The organism is Bartonella sp. AA9NXGY (assembly GCF_042196845.1).
In the GTDB taxonomy this organism is placed as follows: Bacteria; Pseudomonadota; Alphaproteobacteria; order Rhizobiales; family Rhizobiaceae; genus Bartonella.
The window spans coordinates 39,536-56,623 of sequence record NZ_JBHIRB010000008.1; the positions used below are offsets into that span (position 1 = coordinate 39,536).

Below are 17,088 nucleotides of genomic sequence, written 5' to 3' on the forward strand. Positions count from 1 at the left end.
TTTCAAAAAGCAAAAGCAGTTTTTTCAAAATCCTAATCTTTAATATCGCATAATATAAAGAGAAATTTATGGCACGTCAATTTATCTATCATATGGCTGGGCTTAACAAGTCTTACGGCAATAAAAAAGTTCTAGAAAATATTCATTTGTCTTTTTATCCAGATGCGAAGATCGGTATTTTAGGGCCGAATGGTGCAGGGAAGTCAACTATTTTACGTATTATGGCTGGGCTAGATAAGGAATATACCGGAGAAGCATGGATTTCTGAAGGAGCACGCTGTGGTTATCTACCACAAGAACCTTTGCTTGATGCGAGCAAAGATGTACGTGGTAATGTGATGGAAGGTGTTGCAGATAAACAGGAAGTTCTTGAGCGTTATAACGAATTGATGATGAATTATAGCGAGGAAACGGCTGATGAAAGCGCACAGCTTCAGGACATTATTGACAGTCAGAATCTTTGGGATTTAGAAAGTCAAGTGGAAATGGCTATGGCTGCTCTTGGCTGTCCGCCAGCCGATGGGGATGTAACAAAACTTTCGGGTGGTGAGAAGCGGCGTGTTGCACTTTGTAAATTGCTTTTGTCAAAACCTGATTTATTACTTTTGGATGAACCGACAAACCATTTAGATGCTGAAACGACGGCTTGGCTTGAGAGGCATCTACGTGAATATCCTGGGGCTGTGCTTTTGATAACCCATGATCGTTATTTTCTCGACAATGTAACGGGTTGGATTTTAGAATTAGATCGCGGTAGAGGTATTCCTTATGAGGGGAACTATTCTGCTTATTTGGGGGCTAAAGCCAAGCGTTTGGCTCAGGAAGGCCGTGAAGAGGCAGCGCGTCAACGTGCTTTATCACGTGAGCAAGAATGGATTGCTTCTAGTCCAAAAGGGCGACAAGCAAAGTCAAAAGCTCGGATTAAGGCTTATGATGAGTTGGTTCAATCAGCACGTGAGCGCCGTCCTGGAGAGGCGCAAATCATTATTCCTATTGGAGAAAGATTAGGACAAGTTGTTATTGAGGTTGATAATCTCTCTAAAGCTTATGGTGAACGTGTATTGATTGATTCTCTTTCTTTTAAACTTCCTGCTGGTGGCATTGTAGGCGTTATTGGGGCCAATGGTATGGGAAAGTCGACCTTGTTTAAAATGTTGACGGGACAGGAAAAGCCCGATTCAGGTCAGATACGTATCGGTGAAACAGTTCACATGAGTTATGTGGATCAGAGTCGCGATTCCTTGGTGGGGGATAAAACTGTTTGGGAGGAAATTTCTGGTGGAAATGACATTATTAAATTAGGCAAATATGAGATGAATAGCCGCGCTTATTGCGGGGCTTTTAATTTCAAGGGGGCAGATCAGCAGCAGAAGGTGGCAAATTTATCAGGAGGGCAGCGCAATCGCGTACATTTGGCGAAACTTCTAAAAGAGGGGGGAAATGTGCTTCTTCTTGATGAACCGACAAATGATCTTGACACTGAAACATTGGGTGCATTGGAAGATGCATTGGAAAATTTCGCTGGTTGTGCAGTTATCATATCGCATGATCGTATGTTTCTTGATCGATTGGCAACACATATTTTAGCCTTTGAAGGTGATGGTCATGTAGAATGGTTTGAAGGTAATTTTGCTGAATATGAGGCTGATAAAGTTCGTCGTCTTGGGGCGGAATCTCTTAATCCTAAGCATGCAAATTATAAACCTCTTACACGCTAGAATTTTTTACCTTATCGCAACTTTGTTAGAATAATAGTGTATTTTATTGCGTTTGTTATTTCATAAATAAAGTGTGTGTGTACTCTGTGGGAGTTTTTATTCATTGAAAAGAGTAAGAGACACTTTATGAAATTATGACCTAAATAGGGTTATTTTACTCATGATATATAACCGGTTATTTTTTGTAAAACTGCAATGAAAAGGAGGGGATGAAGCGTATAGTATTACTTCTACAAATGCCTTGGTCATCGAGCATTATCATCTTTACTTAATAAAAATGCAAGCTGGCATTATCATGTTATTTTTTCTCAATAGTATGCAGTTTTTGTTTTGAGGTGGGCATAAAAGGTATTTTTATCCATCTATCCCCTCCGTTTATGAGCTTTAAGAGAATGATTTGGATTGATTTATCATGAATAGATTTGAAATGAGGAAAATCTACGGTATTCCGGTTTTTTATTCAAGTTAAAAATGAATTATTATTATAAATCAATGTATTCTCATTATAACGAGAAGCAGGGAGATAAGATCTGTTCGTTTTTTACATTAGCCTATTTTTTTCATAGTATGATAAAATAGAGAGAACAAAATAGATGAGAATATGCGTTGTATGCTTGACTTTTTTTCCTATAAACAAATGTTTATAGGAATGTTTAGGGGATAATTATGAAAAAAAGTGCAAGTTTAGATGCAATGATTGTGCTGCTGAAAGCGGTCGCAGAAGTAAGCCATTTACGTGTTCTTAGGCTCTTACATCATGAAGATTTAACAATTCCTGATTTTATTTTTATTCTTGATCAGTCGCAAGCGTGTATATCACGATATTTACGTTTATTGTACGAAGCACGATTGATTGAGCGTTATCAGAAGGGGGATAGCCTTTATTTTAAGCTTTGTCATGATTTTTGGGGTAAAGACATTGTGATGGGTATTCTTTCGGCTTTGCCAAAGAATGATGTGTTGTTAGCGCATGATTTAAAACGTTTGAAGGATGTTAAAAAGCAGCGTCAAAAAACGAGGAAGAAGCATTTCTTAAAAAATGCGTTGCAACGGGATGTATTACGGTCATCCTATATGGCAGATCATCGTGTAGAAAACTCTTTACTTGAAATCATTGGCGATAAACCATTTCAGACGATGCTGAATATTGGAAGAGGTGGAGACTCTATCTTAAAATTGTTTTCTAATCTTTATACGCATGCGGTTCAAGTTGTGTTTGATAGCAATGTTTTTCACTTGTCTGTTGGAGATACAACTTTTGATTTAGTTATTCTTCATTGGGTTTTACATTTTCTTGAAAATCCTGAAATATTCCTTCATGAGATATCAAGTGTTTTGCGTCCTCATGGCCGTTTATTGATTGTGGATTTTGGTTATCATGAAATTGAGTCTTCATATTCTGATCAAGTGCATATGCGTTTTGGATTTTCGGCTTTACAAATAGAACAATGGCTTAAAAATGCGGGACTTGTTCTAGAACAAACGGTTTGTCTTACTCCTATACAAAATGAAAACAGTGAGGAGGGGATTGCTACGCTTTGGCTTGCTCATGATCCGCGTTTATTGGTTGACGATATCAAAGATAAACAAGTAGATTTTGCATAAATCGCGTTTGTTAACGTGCTTTATACTCTGATTTTTCTCAAGGAATAGCGTAGAGATAAAACTTTATTCAATCATTGATAAGCTATTGTTTTTTATATTTGTATTATGTTTTTATATGGAAGTATTGGTGTTTTATAGCGGCGTGTAGGCTGTATAATGAAGCACCTTCTATAGAGTTAAGCCTATGAGGATCATTATTTAAGGTGTCTTGATATTATATTTATGTTATTAGCCAATATATTGATTTTAAAAGATCATTGATTTTTTTAGACTCAATAAGAGGTTTAAATACAGGAATGTTGTTTCATTTCAAATTTCCTGTTTCAGAATCCGAAAGAGTCTGTTTGTCTGCTACAAAAGAAGGTATTTATCTTAATGATACCGTTTGTAAAAGAAAATACATCTTCTAAATGTGAGGGCGGCTGCAATATGATATAATGCCGCACAATATAATCATAGTGAAGGCTCATACCTTCATAAATGTCAAAGATGGTGGTGCCCAATAGATCTTAAAATATCTCTTTAAAACAGGTTTTTAGATAAGGAGTACGTTGGAACTTTTAGTGAGGGGTGCAAAAAGATGCTCTAAAAAGACGAAAAAGTAAAAGGGTAAGACAATGCATTATATTCATAAAAATAAGATCGGCGATGATCTAGGGATAGTCTGTGGCTGAAAGTAGGAAAGAAAAGTGTGATATTACACTAAAGTTTCGTATCTCTTTATCATGAGAAGTTATGAAGGTTATTAAATAAGTTCATTGTTTTTGCCAAAAGTATTTTCTTTCTTTTTATGTTTGCCGCTCATCTTATGACGCAGTCCGTGGGTATAGCGTAAAATTGATAGGGCACCATCGTCTTTAGTTTAAGTAAAAGTTGTAAGCCGGCATCATCGTTTTATGTTTTTTATCCATATGCTTCTTCTTGTTTGTGATGTGCGATAGTATGGCTATTCATTAATTCAATAGACGAAGATTGAAAATAAGGGAATCTTACGTTCTTGAGGTTTCTCATGTAAATTGTAAAATGATGAGTTATGATTGTAAATCAATGAATTGTTTACGTTAGAAGAACAGATTATAAAAATTTTTGAGCATAGAAACTACTGTGTGTATTATTTTACGGGATCATTTAAATGATAGAGATTAAGAGAAAATGTCTGCATTGATTTCGGTTTGTTATGTTAAAATGCGTTAGAGACTGTTGGTTATTGTAAAATGGTCTATCGTTATTTGGAATGACGATGGGGCGTGATTCGAAACAAATATCTTCAGAGTTCTCATTTTCTCATAAGATTAAGCTGTTTAAGTTTCTCATTGATTGTTACATGAGGGATGTAACAATATTTTAATGATCATTTACAGAAATTTTTTATAAAGGTAGATAAGATTTTATTTTCTCTAATTTATTGTTTTAATTTAAATAATTCATAGCTTTCTTGCAAGAAGATATTTTCCATTTTTTACGGTTATTTGTGTAAGATTTTAAAAATCTACGTTTTTCTTTTTGTGGTGATTGCTGTTGGAAAAGTGATTCTACTTTTACGTAGTTTGATTTTTATAGGGTGGATACGTAGAAATTACTGTTTTTTAATATGATCATCAGAGTTATGAAAGAAACTATTTAAAAGTTATAATGATCGTAGATTCTAATTGATGCTTCTTGAAATAAAATTGCTTCAAATTGGGTCATTTTGAACTTTTTTTGCCTAAATTTAAACATTTTTAAATAATTTATAATTCTTTTATGTTTTTTTGCGTAGAAGATGATAAGAATTTCTTGTTGTTTAAAGAATTTTATTCCATAGCAAGAATATTGCATCAGCTATCTTAGTGGTTGATGTAAGAGGACAATCGGGGAACCTCCTCCCCCCCCCCCGCGTGGATCCCCTAGATTGTCTGGCCTGACTGAGGAAATCCTCAGTCAGGCTTTTTGTAATTATTTTAGGAAATGTAAGGTGTTATTAGGGGGAGGTGTAAAATTTGTTATTGTTTCGCCTATAGTACCTAAATACATAGAGGGGCGAGTCTTATTGGGCGGATAGTGTTAGCGTATTCATTTTTAATAATTTGATTTTTCTTTATTGAGGCATTGTTGAATGCTATAAGGGGAATCATAAAAGGAATCTATGTTTGTATTCTGTGGTCTTTAGGTAAGAGATAATGGGATCTTTTTCGCATCGTATTATTTTTATTTTATTCGTATTTTTTATTTTTGGCGCTGTCTTTTTTGCTTCTCGAAGTGGTGTTGTTTATCAGTTTTTTCCCGGTCGCTCTTCTTTTTCTTCTCAGCAGCTTGATGTAACAGAGGAGGAGTTATTAGAGAGATTATCCGTATCTTTTCCAGATATTATCAAGCATCTTTCTAAAATGACCCCTCAACAGCAAGAGTTGTTTATTGCGCAGCTGCGTCGTGATGTAATTGCGCTTGCTTCTAAAAGTGGTCAGAGTCGTGAGCAGGCTCAAAAATCTGGTGAAACTGTTGCTATGGCTCTCTCGAAAGCGATTTCTCGTCCTTCCGTTGCTAATGCTTATTTTTAGCTATTTTTTTAATCGCGCTTTTGGGTTTTATTTTAAGGAGAAAGAGCTTCTCTTGAAATTTTGAAAAGTGCGAGGAGATGATCAATTTGTAAGGTATTAACAGAATTTATCTCTCAAAAGGTAAGCAATTGGAGTATAAGGGTAATGTTGCAATCATTACAGGAGTGATAGAAAGTCTATCAAGGGTATTGGTCCAAGTTAATTGCATTATCAATCGCTACAATGACAAAAGCAGTATTGACTATAATAAAACACGTTAACTGCATTTTATATGCCGGTTATTTTTTTATTTGATATGAGAAAATAAAATTTTTTAAAGGATTTAAGCTTTTTTTGTTCTACGGATTTTAGGATATTTATCCACTTGTATGATTTCTGAAAATGAGGTGCAAGACTGATAAGATGATAGTCTGTGACAAAGAAAAAATATTTGAATGAAGATGAGAGGTCTATTTTTATTTAAAAAGGCTTTGGGGGTATTGAGTTTTCTAACATTTTTCAAAAAAAATAGACACAAGTAATTGTTAAGCTTTGTTGTAGGGATAAAAACGGATATAAATTTTTTAGTATATTGTTTTATAATGATAATTTATCATTTTATATTGAATGAGAATCTTAAGAATTGTAAAATCCTCTCATTTTAAATTTATCCATGGTGAAAAAATTAAAATCAGTTTCTTGTATACCACAAGTAGAGGCTTGTGTGGATAAAAACTCTTTTAAAAAGGAATTAAAAAGCTTCTTTGAGACATCTTGAGAGCTAAAAGTTTGTTGCAATATTTTGAACTGGTAAAGAGTATGATGGTTTTAGTATATTTATGAATTTTTTATGCGCAATGATGGGGGGATTTGTTTTGTGATTTTTTGAGGTTTTATCGGACATAAAGAGTGCAGTGGGTGTTTATTAATCAGAGAGAAGCGTTGATAACGGTTTATATTTTTTGTGAACCTTTTTTGATATTGAGCATCTTCGGTAAAAAGATGCTCTTGTCTCTCTTTCTTTGAGGGATTGATCTCAATAAAAAAATTAATAATCTTATGTAAAAAATATTACATCTAGTTAAGATGCTATTTTTTTAATATAAAAATTGATTGATACAACAGCGATAGCCGCAAGTTATAGATTATATCATTTTATTTGATACGCTATAAGATTAATTATAGTCTTTTTATTTTATGATATAGAGAAATCTGAGACTTGTGCATAAAGATATATTCTTTTATTTCATAATTTTAGCTTGAAATTGTCTTACTATTTCCTTTTTAAAGACGTTCTTTTGCTTTCTTTTTTGTATAATACATTTGCAAATTACTTGCGGCTAGAATTTGAGAATGTTTGAGTGAAGAGAAAGAAAATGCAATTTTTGAAAATCTTGTTAAATACAGCATGTGCTGTATTTTTTGTATTTGATATAAGTTGGACTCATACTGTCTTAAATGTTGCGGAATCAGGAGAAACCTCAGTGATTGTTGCTTCTAAGATTTCTGCTCGTCCTTATGAGTTTCTTATTCAGAAACTTGCGAATAAATATAATGTTCCCGTTAATTTAGCACATGCTGTTGTAAAAGTTGAAAGTAATTATAAGGCAGGTATAAAGGGGGCTGCTGGCGAAATAGGTTTGATGCAAATTAAACCCTCTACGGCACGAGGGTTGGGCTTTAGTGGTTCTGTACAGGATTTGTACGATCCTGCGACCAATCTTGAATATGGTATGCGTTATTTGGCACGGGCCTATAAACTCAGTGGTGGAAGTACGTGTGGTACAATCCTTAAATATAACGCAGGTCATGCTGCAAAAAAAATGAATTCCATTTCAGCGAAATATTGCGCAAAAGTAAAGACTTATCTGGCTTCATTAAAATAAAAACATCTGTTGAGAGAGGTTTGTCATAAAATATTTTAAGATGCTATTTTCACGGAGCAGAAAATGTTTTATAAACTAGTATGTCAGTCGGCTGGGCAGCCGCGCTTGTCTGATACTGAAATACGGCAGGTGAGGAAAGTCCGGGCTCCATGGAAAGACGGTGCCGGGTAACACCCGGCAGGGGTGACCCTAGGGAAAGTGCCACAGAAAGTAAACCGCCTATTTTTATAGGTAAGGGTGAAAGGGTGGAGTAAGAGCCCACCGCGCATTCAGTAATGAATGTGGCAAGGTAAACCCCACCGGGAGCAAGACCAAATAGAAATGACGTGCAAAATTTAATTTGCAGCCGATTTCCGGGCGAGTCATTCGGGTAGGTTGCATGAGGCGGATGGTAACATCCGTCCCAGATGAATGGTTGCCATGTAAAGTGTAAGCTTTACTCTACAGAACCCGGCTTATAGGCCGACTGATATTTCATGATGATACGCGATATTTTATAAGATCAATTATATATGGTCTTTTATGGAGTCTATGTGTTTGAAATAGACACTTGAGCAAAGAGTGTTTTAAAAAATTATAACATTTCTTTAAGTATAATGCGTTAGGATCTGTTTTGGGATAACTTTAGTTTTTTCGTTCATTGTGATTAATGTGAAAGTTGAAGGCTAGGTTATTCTAAGATCAGTTGCCATGAGAGAGCTGTTGATTTAAGACAGCATAACTTCAAGACGGATTATTTTGATAAAGCAGGATCAAAGAGCTGAACGCCATATTCCAGTGTTGTTACAGCCAGTTTTGGCTGGGCTTATGCCATTGGTTGGAGCAAAAGTGATTGATGGCACCTTTGGTGCTGGTGGTTATACGCGCGCTTTGTTAAAGGCAGGGGCACAGGTGATTGCTCTTGATCGTGATCCTTATGCTATCAGTGCAGGACAATCGCTTGTTGAAGAATTTTTTCCACGCCTTCGTTTGGTCCATATGGCGTTTTCACAGCTCGATCGTGTCGTTGAAGAGAAGGTGGATGCAGTTATTTTGGATATTGGTGTCTCTTCAATGCAGCTTGATGAAGCAGAAAGAGGTTTTTCTTTTCAAAAAGATGGTCCATTGGATATGCGAATGGCTCAGACTGGTTTTACAGCCAGCGATGTTGTCAATCATTTAAAAGCAAGGGATTTGGCACGTATTTTTAAGATATTAGGGGAAGAGCGTTATGCGGGGCGAATTGCACGGATGATTGAAAAGCGTCGTGTTGTACAGCCTTTTTTGCGTACAGGTGATTTGGCGTATGCTATCGAAATGTTGATAGGACGTAAGCCGGGAGATCGTATTCATCCGGCAACACGTGTATTTCAGGCTCTTCGTATCTATGTTAATGATGAAATTGGTGAATTGGCATGTGGTTTATTTGCTGCTGAACGCGTTTTAAAAGCTGGAGGCCGTTTGGGGGTTGTCAGTTTTCATTCTCTTGAAGATCGTATGGTCAAAAGATTTTTTTCGGCTCGTTCTGGAGAATGTATGAGATCACGCTATCTGCCAGAAATAAAGGCTACTCCAGCAACATTTTTTCCTTTGTTTAGAGGTGGGATCACGGCAACTAAAGAGGAGTTACAGAAAAATCCTCGTTCACGTTCTGCGAGGTTGCGTATTGGTGTACGGACTGAAGCAGAGGCTCTTGCAGCAGATATGAAATTATTTGGTTTAGCAGAGATTGCCAGTTTTGAAGGCAGCAAAAAATGACAGTTTTTCGTACATTTGATATGATTTTAGTGTTGATTATGATTTGTATGGCAGGACTTACTTATAAGGTAAAATATGATGTTCAAAAGCGAATGAACGAAGTTCTTCATCTTGAGCATGAAATTGCTGCAGCAAAAAATACGGTAAGTTTGCTTCATGCTGAGTGGGCTGTGATGATAAGGCCTTCACGCATGCAAAAACTTGCGAAACGTTATCAGAAAGAACTTGGGTTAGAGGTTATACAGCCGCGTCAAATCGTGGAGTTTAAAGACATTCCGGTACGGGTACATGATCAAATTGAAGAAGTGATTAAACAAAATATCTTGGAAGATAATCAAGATATTTTGACAAATAATCGGGCTTCTCAGATCAATAGTGTTGTCCAAAAAGGCGCGCAGTAATGAAATCGACTTTTTTATTCTCACAGAAGAAAAAGCGCTTAAAGAATTCGTTGAATAATCATAATGTTTCTGTTCGTCGTCCCTATTCTAGTCGTCCACGTTTGCTTTTTTCGTTGTTCTGCTTTTTAATTTTATATGGCATCATGGGGGCTTGCCTTATTTCTTATGGGTTGGAAGGTGGACAGATTGAAGAAGCAAAAGGGCCTGGAGTTCTTCAATTGATGGCACGGCCTGATATCGTTGATCGTAATGGTCGTTTATTGGCAACAGATATTAAAACTTATTCACTTTTTGCTGAGCCACGACGTATTATTGATGTGGATGAAACAATTGAATTGCTCTCAACAGTTTTGCCTGATCTTAATTGGCAGGAAACCTATAAGCGCTTAAAAAGAAAAACTGGTTTTTCTTGGATACAGCGTGGGTTAACACCAATGCAGAAGACACAAATTATGGCTCTTGGTATACCAGGAATTGGTTTTCGGACTGAAATTCGTCGCTTTTATCCTGATGGACCTGTAACTTCCCATATTCTCGGCATGGTGAATGTTGATAATCAAGGCATTGCAGGTATGGAAAAATATATTGATGATGCGGGTTTGAGTGCTCTGCGTGCTGCTGGTCTTGCCATGGAAGAATCATTAAAACAAGTTCAGCTTTCGATTGATGTGCGTGTTCAGGCAATTGTTCATGATGAACTTATTCAGGCTATGAAGCGTTATAAGGCAATTGCTGCAGGAGCTGTTATTTTAAATATACATACGGGGGAAGTTTTGGCTTTGGCATCACTACCAGATTTTGATCCTGGAAATCCTATTGAAGCTTTAAAAAGTGATCGTCTCAATCGGATGACGGCAGGAGCTTTTGAAATGGGATCGATTATTAAAAGTTTTACGACCGCCATGGCACTTGATTCCAATATTTTTTATTTAAACAGTATTATTGATGCTTCAAAGCCAATAAAAGCAAGTAGTGGGTATACTATTCATGATTTTCATGGAAAAAATCGACCCTTAACGTTATGGGAGGTTTTTATTTATTCTTCTAATATTGGTTCTGCTAAAGAGGCATTGGCGATAGGGATTGATAAACATCGTGGTTTTTTACAAAAACTTGGATTACTGGATCGTCTCACAACAGAGTTGCCTGAAGTTGCCCACCCTATTGTGCCACATCATTGGAAGGATATACATTCTATGACGATTTCTTTTGGGCATGGTATGGCAACAACCCCCTTGCAAACAGCTGTCGGGGCTGCTGCTTTAATGAATGGTGGTTGGTTAATTGCTCCGACATTTTTAAAACGGACAAAAGAACAAACTCTGCACCATGCAAAACGGGTTTTGCAGGCTAAAACAAGTCAAAATATGCGTTACCTTTATCAATTAAATAGTGATATTGGTTCTGGACGTAATGCAAAAGTAGAAGGCTATCGTGTAGGTGGTAAGACAGGAACAGCTGAAAAAGTTGAAAATGGAAAATATTCTAAAACAAAAAATTTCAATAGTTTTCTTGCTGCTTTTCCTATTGAAGATCCTGCTTATGTTGTTTTAACAATTATCGATGAACCAAAGCCAGAGGAGGGACAGCGTTCAGCAACAGCGGGAATGAATGCTGGACCAATGCTTGCTAATATTGTTCGTCGCACAGCTAGTTTTCTTGGTGTAAAACCCGATTTTAAAAAAGAATATGAGCCTCTTTTAAGTAAAAAGAGCAATTCAAGTTTCGTTAAACAACGGTAAAATGAATATAAAGGTGCGTTATCATGTTGTTGGGAACAGTTTTTACAGAATGTGTTGAAGATGAAAGTCTTTCTTCAATAGAAATAACAGGAATCAGTGTGGATTCTCGGCAAGTTTTGCCAGGCTATGTTTTTGTCGCTGTTCAAGGAAAAAAAAGTGATGGAAGACACTATATAGATGATGCGATAAAGCGTGGCGCACGAGCAATCGTTACAGATTATCATGCTGTTCTTGAGGATTTATCTGTTCCCATTTTACGTGTTTCTAATGTTCGTCATAGTTTAGCGTTGGCAGCTGCACGTTTTTACGGTTCTCAGCCTGAAACGGTCGTTGCTGTGACTGGTACAAGTGGTAAAACATCTGTTGTCTCTTTTCTTCGGCAAATTTGGACTTATGCTGGATTTTGTGCTGCGAGTATAGGAACTGTTGGTGTTGTTTCTCCTAAACGGAATGTTTATGGTTCTCTCACAACACCTGATCCGGTCGTATTGCACCGTCTTCTTTATGAAATTTCTCATGAAGGTGTGACTCATGCAGCTCTTGAAGCTTCTTCGCATGGGCTTGACCAAGGACGACTTGATGGAGTCCGTTTAACGGCTGGTGCCTTTACCAATTTAGGGCGAGATCACATGGATTATCACACGGGGGTAGAGGATTATTTGCGGGCTAAAATGAGGTTGTTTGATACACTTTTGCCTGTATCTGCTCCTGCTTTGATTTTTGCTGATGATGTTTATTCACAAAAGGTTATTGATGTTGTTACACAAGCGCGCCGCCGTGTCTTGACAATTGGTCGTAAGGGGCAATTTATCACGATTAATCGTGTCGAACATCAACGCTCAAAACAGTGTATTGAGTGTCGTGTGGAAAACAATATTTATACATTTGATTTGCCTTTAGCTGGAGATTTTCAGGTCGCCAATGCGCTTATGGCAGCGGGGTTAGCAATTGCAACGGGCGTTTCACCTCGTAAGGTTTTTTCTGCGCTTGAAACTTTGCAGGGGGCACCTGGGCGGTTAGAGTTTGTGGGAAAGACAGAAAATAATGCGCTTGTTTACATTGATTATGCCCATAAACCAGAAGCTTTGGAGCAGGTTTTGCTTTCTGTTCGTCCCTTTACGCAAGGGCGCTTGATCGTTGTTTTTGGTTGTGGAGGAGATCGTGATCAAGGAAAAAGACCTTTGATGGGAAAAATTGCGGCGGATAAAGCGGACATTGTTATTGTAACGGATGATAATCCTCGCACAGAAATGCCAGAAAAAATACGCAAGGATATTTTACAGGCGGTGCCAACAGCAATAGAGATAGCAGATCGTGGAGAGGCTATTTCTTACGCGGTGGAGCTTTTGAAAGTTGGTGATACATTAATCATTGCTGGAAAAGGTCATGAGGATGGCCAAATTATAGGGCAGACAACTTATCCTTTTTCAGATCGTCTGAAAGCGATAGAAGCTTTAGAGGACCGAAAAAAATGACAGCTTTATGGGATAAGCAAGCACTTGTTGCTGCAGTTAATGGTGTTGTAATGGGAAGCCTGCCAGAAACTTTTTCTGGGGTTTCCATTGATAGCCGTACTCTTGCGGAAGGGGATGTTTTTTTCTGCATTAAAGGGCATCATCTTGATGGTCATGATTTTGCTGCGCAAGCTTATGAACGAGGTGCAGGCGTTCTTATCGTTGCGGAACACCGTTTGAGGGATATGAAAAAGATATCGGCTCCACTCATTGTCGTTCCTGATGTTTTGCACGCCTTAGAACAACTTGCACAAGCTGCACGCAAACGTTCAAGAGCTAAGATTATCGCGGTAACAGGATCAGTGGGAAAAACAACGACAAAAGAAGCTTTGAAACAAGCACTTGCAACGGCTGGGAATGTTCATGCGAATCTCGCTTCTTTAAACAATTGCTGGGGGGTTCCACTCACTTTAGCGCGGATGCCTGTGGAGAGTGATTATGGTATCTTTGAAATTGGCATGAATCACAGAGATGAAATTCGCCCTCTGGTCAAACTGGTTTGTCCGCATGTTGCTCTCATTACGCATATTTGTGCAGGACATATGGGTTTTTTCAAGGATCTTGAAGAAATAGCAAAGGCAAAAGCTGAAATTTTTGAAGGATTGGATGAGGAAGGCATTGCCATTTTAAATGCGGATAGTGATTTTTTTTCTTATCTCGTTCAAAAAGCAAAGAAATGCGGTGTAAAAAAGATCTTAAGCTTTGGTGAGACTAAAGATGCTGATTATCAAGCGCATGATATACGTCTTCTAACCGATAGTTCTTCTATGATTGTGCGTATGGGGGGGCGGGATAGGGAGGTCCAAATTGGTGCTCCTGGGCGCCATATTGTGCAAAATAGTTTAGGGGTTATTGCTGCTTGTGATGCTATGGGGGTTGAGCTAGAGCCTGTTTTTCTTTCTTTTCGCCATTTTTCTTCTCAAAAGGGGCGAGGTGTTCGTTATCGACTGTCTTTATCAAATGGGGGTGAATTTTATCTCATTGATGAAAGCTATAATGCAAATCCTGCTTCTATGCGTGCTGCACTTGAGCTTCTTGCTACAGGGCCTGTAGGGAAAGGGGGGCGGCGAATTGCTATTTTAGGAGATATGCTAGAGTTAGGGGAGTATAGTGAAAAGCTTCATCGTGATTTAATAAAACCAATACGTCTTTCTGGTGCTAATCCGGTTTTTCTATTTGGTGAGGCGATGAAATCTTTAGTCAGTGATTTGTCTGCTGGTGTTAAGGTTCATTATGCTGAAAATATTGAGAAAATTTTATCGCTTCTTTTAGCAGAAATTTCTTCTGGGGATCTGCTTATGGTTAAATCATCCAATAGCCTTTGTTCATCAAATATTGTGACTGCATTGCTTGATCGCTATAAAGCGGTTTCTTCATAGTTTTAAGAGGTTTTTTTATTCCATGATGCTATTTTTTTCTTCGTTTAGTGATTGGCTTCCAGGTGTGAATGTATTTCGTTATATTACTTTTCGCACGATAGCGGCTATGCTTACTTCGGGGCTTATCGTCTTTTTGTTTGGACCTAGCATCATTGCTTCTCTTAAATTGCGGCAGGGTAAGGGGCAACCGATTCGTGCTGATGGTCCTCAAACACATTTTAAAAAGGCTGGAACACCTACAATGGGTGGATTGATGATTTTAATCGGCATTGTGGTATCGGCATTTTTATGGGGTAATTTATCGAATATTTATTTTTGGGTATCGCTATTGGTTATGCTTTCTTTTGGGGGAATTGGATTTTATGACGATTATCTTAAGGTCACAAAACAAACAGACAAAGGATTTTCTGGGAAAGCACGATTAAGCTTGGAGTTTTTTGTTGCGGCAATTGCGGCTTTTGCCATCTTGAAAATTGGCTCATCTGGATTAGCTTTGCCTTTTTTAAAAGATTATCTTATCAATTTGGGCTGGTTTTTTATTCCTTTTTCTGCTTTCGTCATTGTTGCGACGGGTAATGCGGTTAATTTAACGGATGGACTCGATGGGCTTGCTATTGTTCCTGTGATGGTTGCAGCTTTATCTTTTGCTCTGATTGCTTATCTTTCTGGTAATATGAATTTTGCTGATTATCTCCAAATCCATTATGTATCGGGAACAGGTGAATTGGCTGTTTTATTGGGAGCTGTTGTTGGGGCAGGGCTTGGTTTTTTATGGTTTAATGCACCACCTGCAGCTATTTTTATGGGAGATACTGGTTCATTGGCTCTTGGAGGACTCTTAGGGACTGTTGCGGTTGCTACGAAACACGAAATTGTTTTGGTTCTTATTGGTGGGCTTTTTGTTGTGGAAGCTTTTTCAGTCGTTATTCAGGTTGGTTATTTCAAATTAACAAGAAAACGCGTGTTTCTTATGGCACCGATACATCATCATTTTGAGAAAAAAGGCTGGACTGAAAGCCAAGTCGTGATACGCTTTTGGATTATTTCGATTGTTCTCGCTCTCATAGGTCTTTCAACACTTAAATTGCGGTGAGAATGTGATTTCTGTTACGTGTTATAAAGGTCAAAAAGTTGCTCTGTTTGGATTGGGACAGTCTGGACTAGCAACGGCACAAGCATTGATGTGTGGTGGTGCAGAAGTGGTGGCGTGGGATGATAGTTCTTCAAGCGTGCAAATGGCTTTTCGGCACAATATTCCAACACGAGATCTCCGTTATGAAGATTGGTCAGAATTTGTTGCATTGATTGTAGCTCCTGGAGTTCCTTTAAGTTATCCTCAGCCCCATTGGATTGTTGAAAAAGCACGAAAAAAAAATATAGAAATTATCGGTGATATTGAATTATTTGTTCGTGCGCGCCAGCATTTTTTACAACATTATGGTTTGTGTGACCAAGATGTTCCTTTCATTGCGATTACGGGGACGAATGGCAAGTCAACCACAACGGCTTTACTTGCGCATTTGTTGGAAAAAATGGGCTATGATGTGCAGATGGGGGGAAATATCGGAAAAGCAATATTGACGCTTAAGCCATTTGTTAAAAAACGTATCTATGTGATTGAATGTTCATCATTTCAAATTGATCTTACTCCCTCTCTTCAGCCGACCATTGGACTTTTATTGAATTTAACACCTGATCATATTGATCGACATGGGAGTTTTGCCTGTTATGTGCAAACCAAAAGGCATCTGATTGCTCAGGCTTCTCAGGCTTTCATTTCAGTTGATGATGCAGCTTGTCGGGTTTTATATCAACAGTTACTTCATGATGGGAAGCAAATTGAGGCAGTTTCCAAGGATCATTTTGTTGAAAATGGTTTTTATGCAGATGGGACAAAGCTCTTTTCTGTTCGTCAAGGACAGCGCCATATGCTTGCAGATCTTGCTCCTATGGCGGTGTTACGTGGGAGTCATAATGCGCAAAATGCCCTTATGGCATTAGCAGCATTGCAGGCTTTAAAAATAACCGATCCTTCTGTGAACAAGCATTTGGCAAGTTATAAAGGGTTGGATCATCGTATGCAGCAGGTGCGTAAAATGGGGGCGGTTTTGTTTATCAATGACAGCAAGGCTACTAATGCAGATGCAACAGCTCCTGCGCTTTCCACCTTTAATGATATTTTTTGGATTGTTGGAGGACAGGCAAAAAAGGGAGGGATAGAGTCTCTTAGAGAATTTTTTCCTAAAATTCGTAAAGCTTATTTGATTGGGAGCGCGGCGGAAGAATTTGCTCGCACTATTGGATCTGCTTTTCCCTTTTCTATGAGCTTAACTTTGAAAAATGCGGTGCGTGAAGCAGCTGTTGACGCAATGGGTTGTAAGGAAAAAGAGGTGACGGTTCTTTTGTCACCTGCTTGTGCAAGTTATGACCAATTTAAAAATTATGAAATGCGAGGCGAAGCATTTGTCTCTTTTGTGATGCAGTTACAATAAAAAAGCATCAGTTATAAAAAAATATTTTTGCGTTAAGACTCCAGAATCTTTTTTTATGTAATTTAGTTTTTAAAGTGTTTGTTAAACAGGCTGGGGAA

General features: G+C 37.9%; 11 protein-coding genes and 1 other RNA gene. All 12 read left to right on the forward strand.

The window, feature by feature from the left end; genetic code table 11:
- The first annotated feature begins 68 nt into the window (after positions 1–68).
- Positions 69–1,718: an energy-dependent translational throttle protein EttA gene (gene ettA / locus ACFIM6_RS05425; protein WP_375611983.1), complete on the forward strand. Its 1,650-nt coding sequence runs from the start codon at positions 69–71 to the stop codon at positions 1,716–1,718.
- A 666-nt stretch (positions 1,719–2,384) separates the two neighbouring features.
- On the forward strand, positions 2,385–3,323 hold the full coding sequence (locus ACFIM6_RS05430) for an ArsR/SmtB family transcription factor (RefSeq protein WP_375611984.1): 939 nt from the start codon (positions 2,385–2,387) through the stop codon (positions 3,321–3,323).
- Between the two features lie 2,159 nt (positions 3,324–5,482).
- A complete protein-coding gene (locus tag ACFIM6_RS05435; protein WP_375611985.1) occupies positions 5,483–5,860 on the forward strand; it encodes a hypothetical protein in 378 nt (125 codons plus the stop codon).
- A gap of 1,355 nt (positions 5,861–7,215) precedes the next feature.
- The gene (locus ACFIM6_RS05440; RefSeq protein WP_375611986.1) at positions 7,216–7,725 is read left to right on the forward strand and encodes a lytic transglycosylase domain-containing protein; all 510 of its coding nucleotides are present in this window, start codon (positions 7,216–7,218) and stop codon (positions 7,723–7,725) included.
- An 83-nt stretch (positions 7,726–7,808) separates the two neighbouring features.
- An RNA gene (gene rnpB / locus ACFIM6_RS05445) (RNase P RNA component class A) lies at positions 7,809–8,199 on the forward strand.
- A gap of 264 nt (positions 8,200–8,463) precedes the next feature.
- Positions 8,464–9,462 (forward strand): 16S rRNA (cytosine(1402)-N(4))-methyltransferase RsmH, encoded by a 999-nt coding sequence (rsmH, locus tag ACFIM6_RS05450; RefSeq protein ID WP_375611987.1) that lies wholly within the window; start codon positions 8,464–8,466, stop codon positions 9,460–9,462.
- Positions 9,459–9,863 carry a hypothetical protein gene (locus ACFIM6_RS05455; protein ID WP_375611988.1) on the forward strand — a complete coding sequence of 135 codons (405 nt, stop codon included), beginning with the start codon at positions 9,459–9,461 and terminating at the stop codon, positions 9,861–9,863. The genes rsmH and ACFIM6_RS05455 overlap by 4 nt, the downstream gene beginning before the upstream one ends.
- Positions 9,863–11,605, forward strand: a complete 1,743-nt coding sequence (locus ACFIM6_RS05460) for a peptidoglycan D,D-transpeptidase FtsI family protein (protein ID WP_375611989.1) — start codon at positions 9,863–9,865, stop codon at positions 11,603–11,605. Before ACFIM6_RS05455 ends, ACFIM6_RS05460 begins: the two co-directional genes overlap by 1 nt.
- A 23-nt stretch (positions 11,606–11,628) precedes the next feature.
- A complete protein-coding gene (locus ACFIM6_RS05465) occupies positions 11,629–13,080 on the forward strand; it encodes a UDP-N-acetylmuramoyl-L-alanyl-D-glutamate--2,6-diaminopimelate ligase (RefSeq protein WP_375611990.1) in 1,452 nt (483 codons plus the stop codon).
- Positions 13,077–14,498 carry a UDP-N-acetylmuramoyl-tripeptide--D-alanyl-D-alanine ligase gene (murF, locus tag ACFIM6_RS05470; RefSeq protein WP_375611991.1) on the forward strand — a complete coding sequence of 474 codons (1,422 nt, stop codon included), beginning with the start codon at positions 13,077–13,079 and terminating at the stop codon, positions 14,496–14,498. Before ACFIM6_RS05465 ends, murF begins: the two co-directional genes overlap by 4 nt.
- A 22-nt stretch (positions 14,499–14,520) precedes the next feature.
- On the forward strand, positions 14,521–15,591 hold the full coding sequence (gene mraY, locus ACFIM6_RS05475) for a phospho-N-acetylmuramoyl-pentapeptide-transferase (RefSeq protein WP_375611992.1): 1,071 nt from the start codon (positions 14,521–14,523) through the stop codon (positions 15,589–15,591).
- Between the two features lie 4 nt (positions 15,592–15,595).
- Positions 15,596–16,990, forward strand: a complete 1,395-nt coding sequence (gene murD / locus ACFIM6_RS05480) for a UDP-N-acetylmuramoyl-L-alanine--D-glutamate ligase (protein ID WP_375611993.1) — start codon at positions 15,596–15,598, stop codon at positions 16,988–16,990.
- Positions 16,991–17,088: the final 98 nt, after the last annotated feature.

Bases quoted from the DNA above. Each gene is read 5' to 3' on its own strand.
- ettA (WP_375611983.1), top strand. From the start codon at position 69: ATGGCACGTCAATTTATCTATCATATGGCTGGGCTTAACAAGTCTTAC.
- ACFIM6_RS05430 (WP_375611984.1), top strand. From the start codon at position 2,385: ATGAAAAAAAGTGCAAGTTTAGATGCAATGATTGTGCTGCTGAAAGCG.
- ACFIM6_RS05435 (WP_375611985.1), top strand. From the start codon at position 5,483: ATGGGATCTTTTTCGCATCGTATTATTTTTATTTTATTCGTATTTTTT.
- ACFIM6_RS05440 (WP_375611986.1), top strand. From the start codon at position 7,216: ATGCAATTTTTGAAAATCTTGTTAAATACAGCATGTGCTGTATTTTTT.
- ACFIM6_RS05455 (WP_375611988.1), top strand. From the start codon at position 9,459: ATGACAGTTTTTCGTACATTTGATATGATTTTAGTGTTGATTATGATT.
- ACFIM6_RS05460 (WP_375611989.1), top strand. From the start codon at position 9,863: ATGAAATCGACTTTTTTATTCTCACAGAAGAAAAAGCGCTTAAAGAAT.
- ACFIM6_RS05465 (WP_375611990.1), top strand. From the start codon at position 11,629: ATGTTGTTGGGAACAGTTTTTACAGAATGTGTTGAAGATGAAAGTCTT.
- murF (WP_375611991.1), top strand. From the start codon at position 13,077: ATGACAGCTTTATGGGATAAGCAAGCACTTGTTGCTGCAGTTAATGGT.
- mraY (WP_375611992.1), top strand. From the start codon at position 14,521: ATGATGCTATTTTTTTCTTCGTTTAGTGATTGGCTTCCAGGTGTGAAT.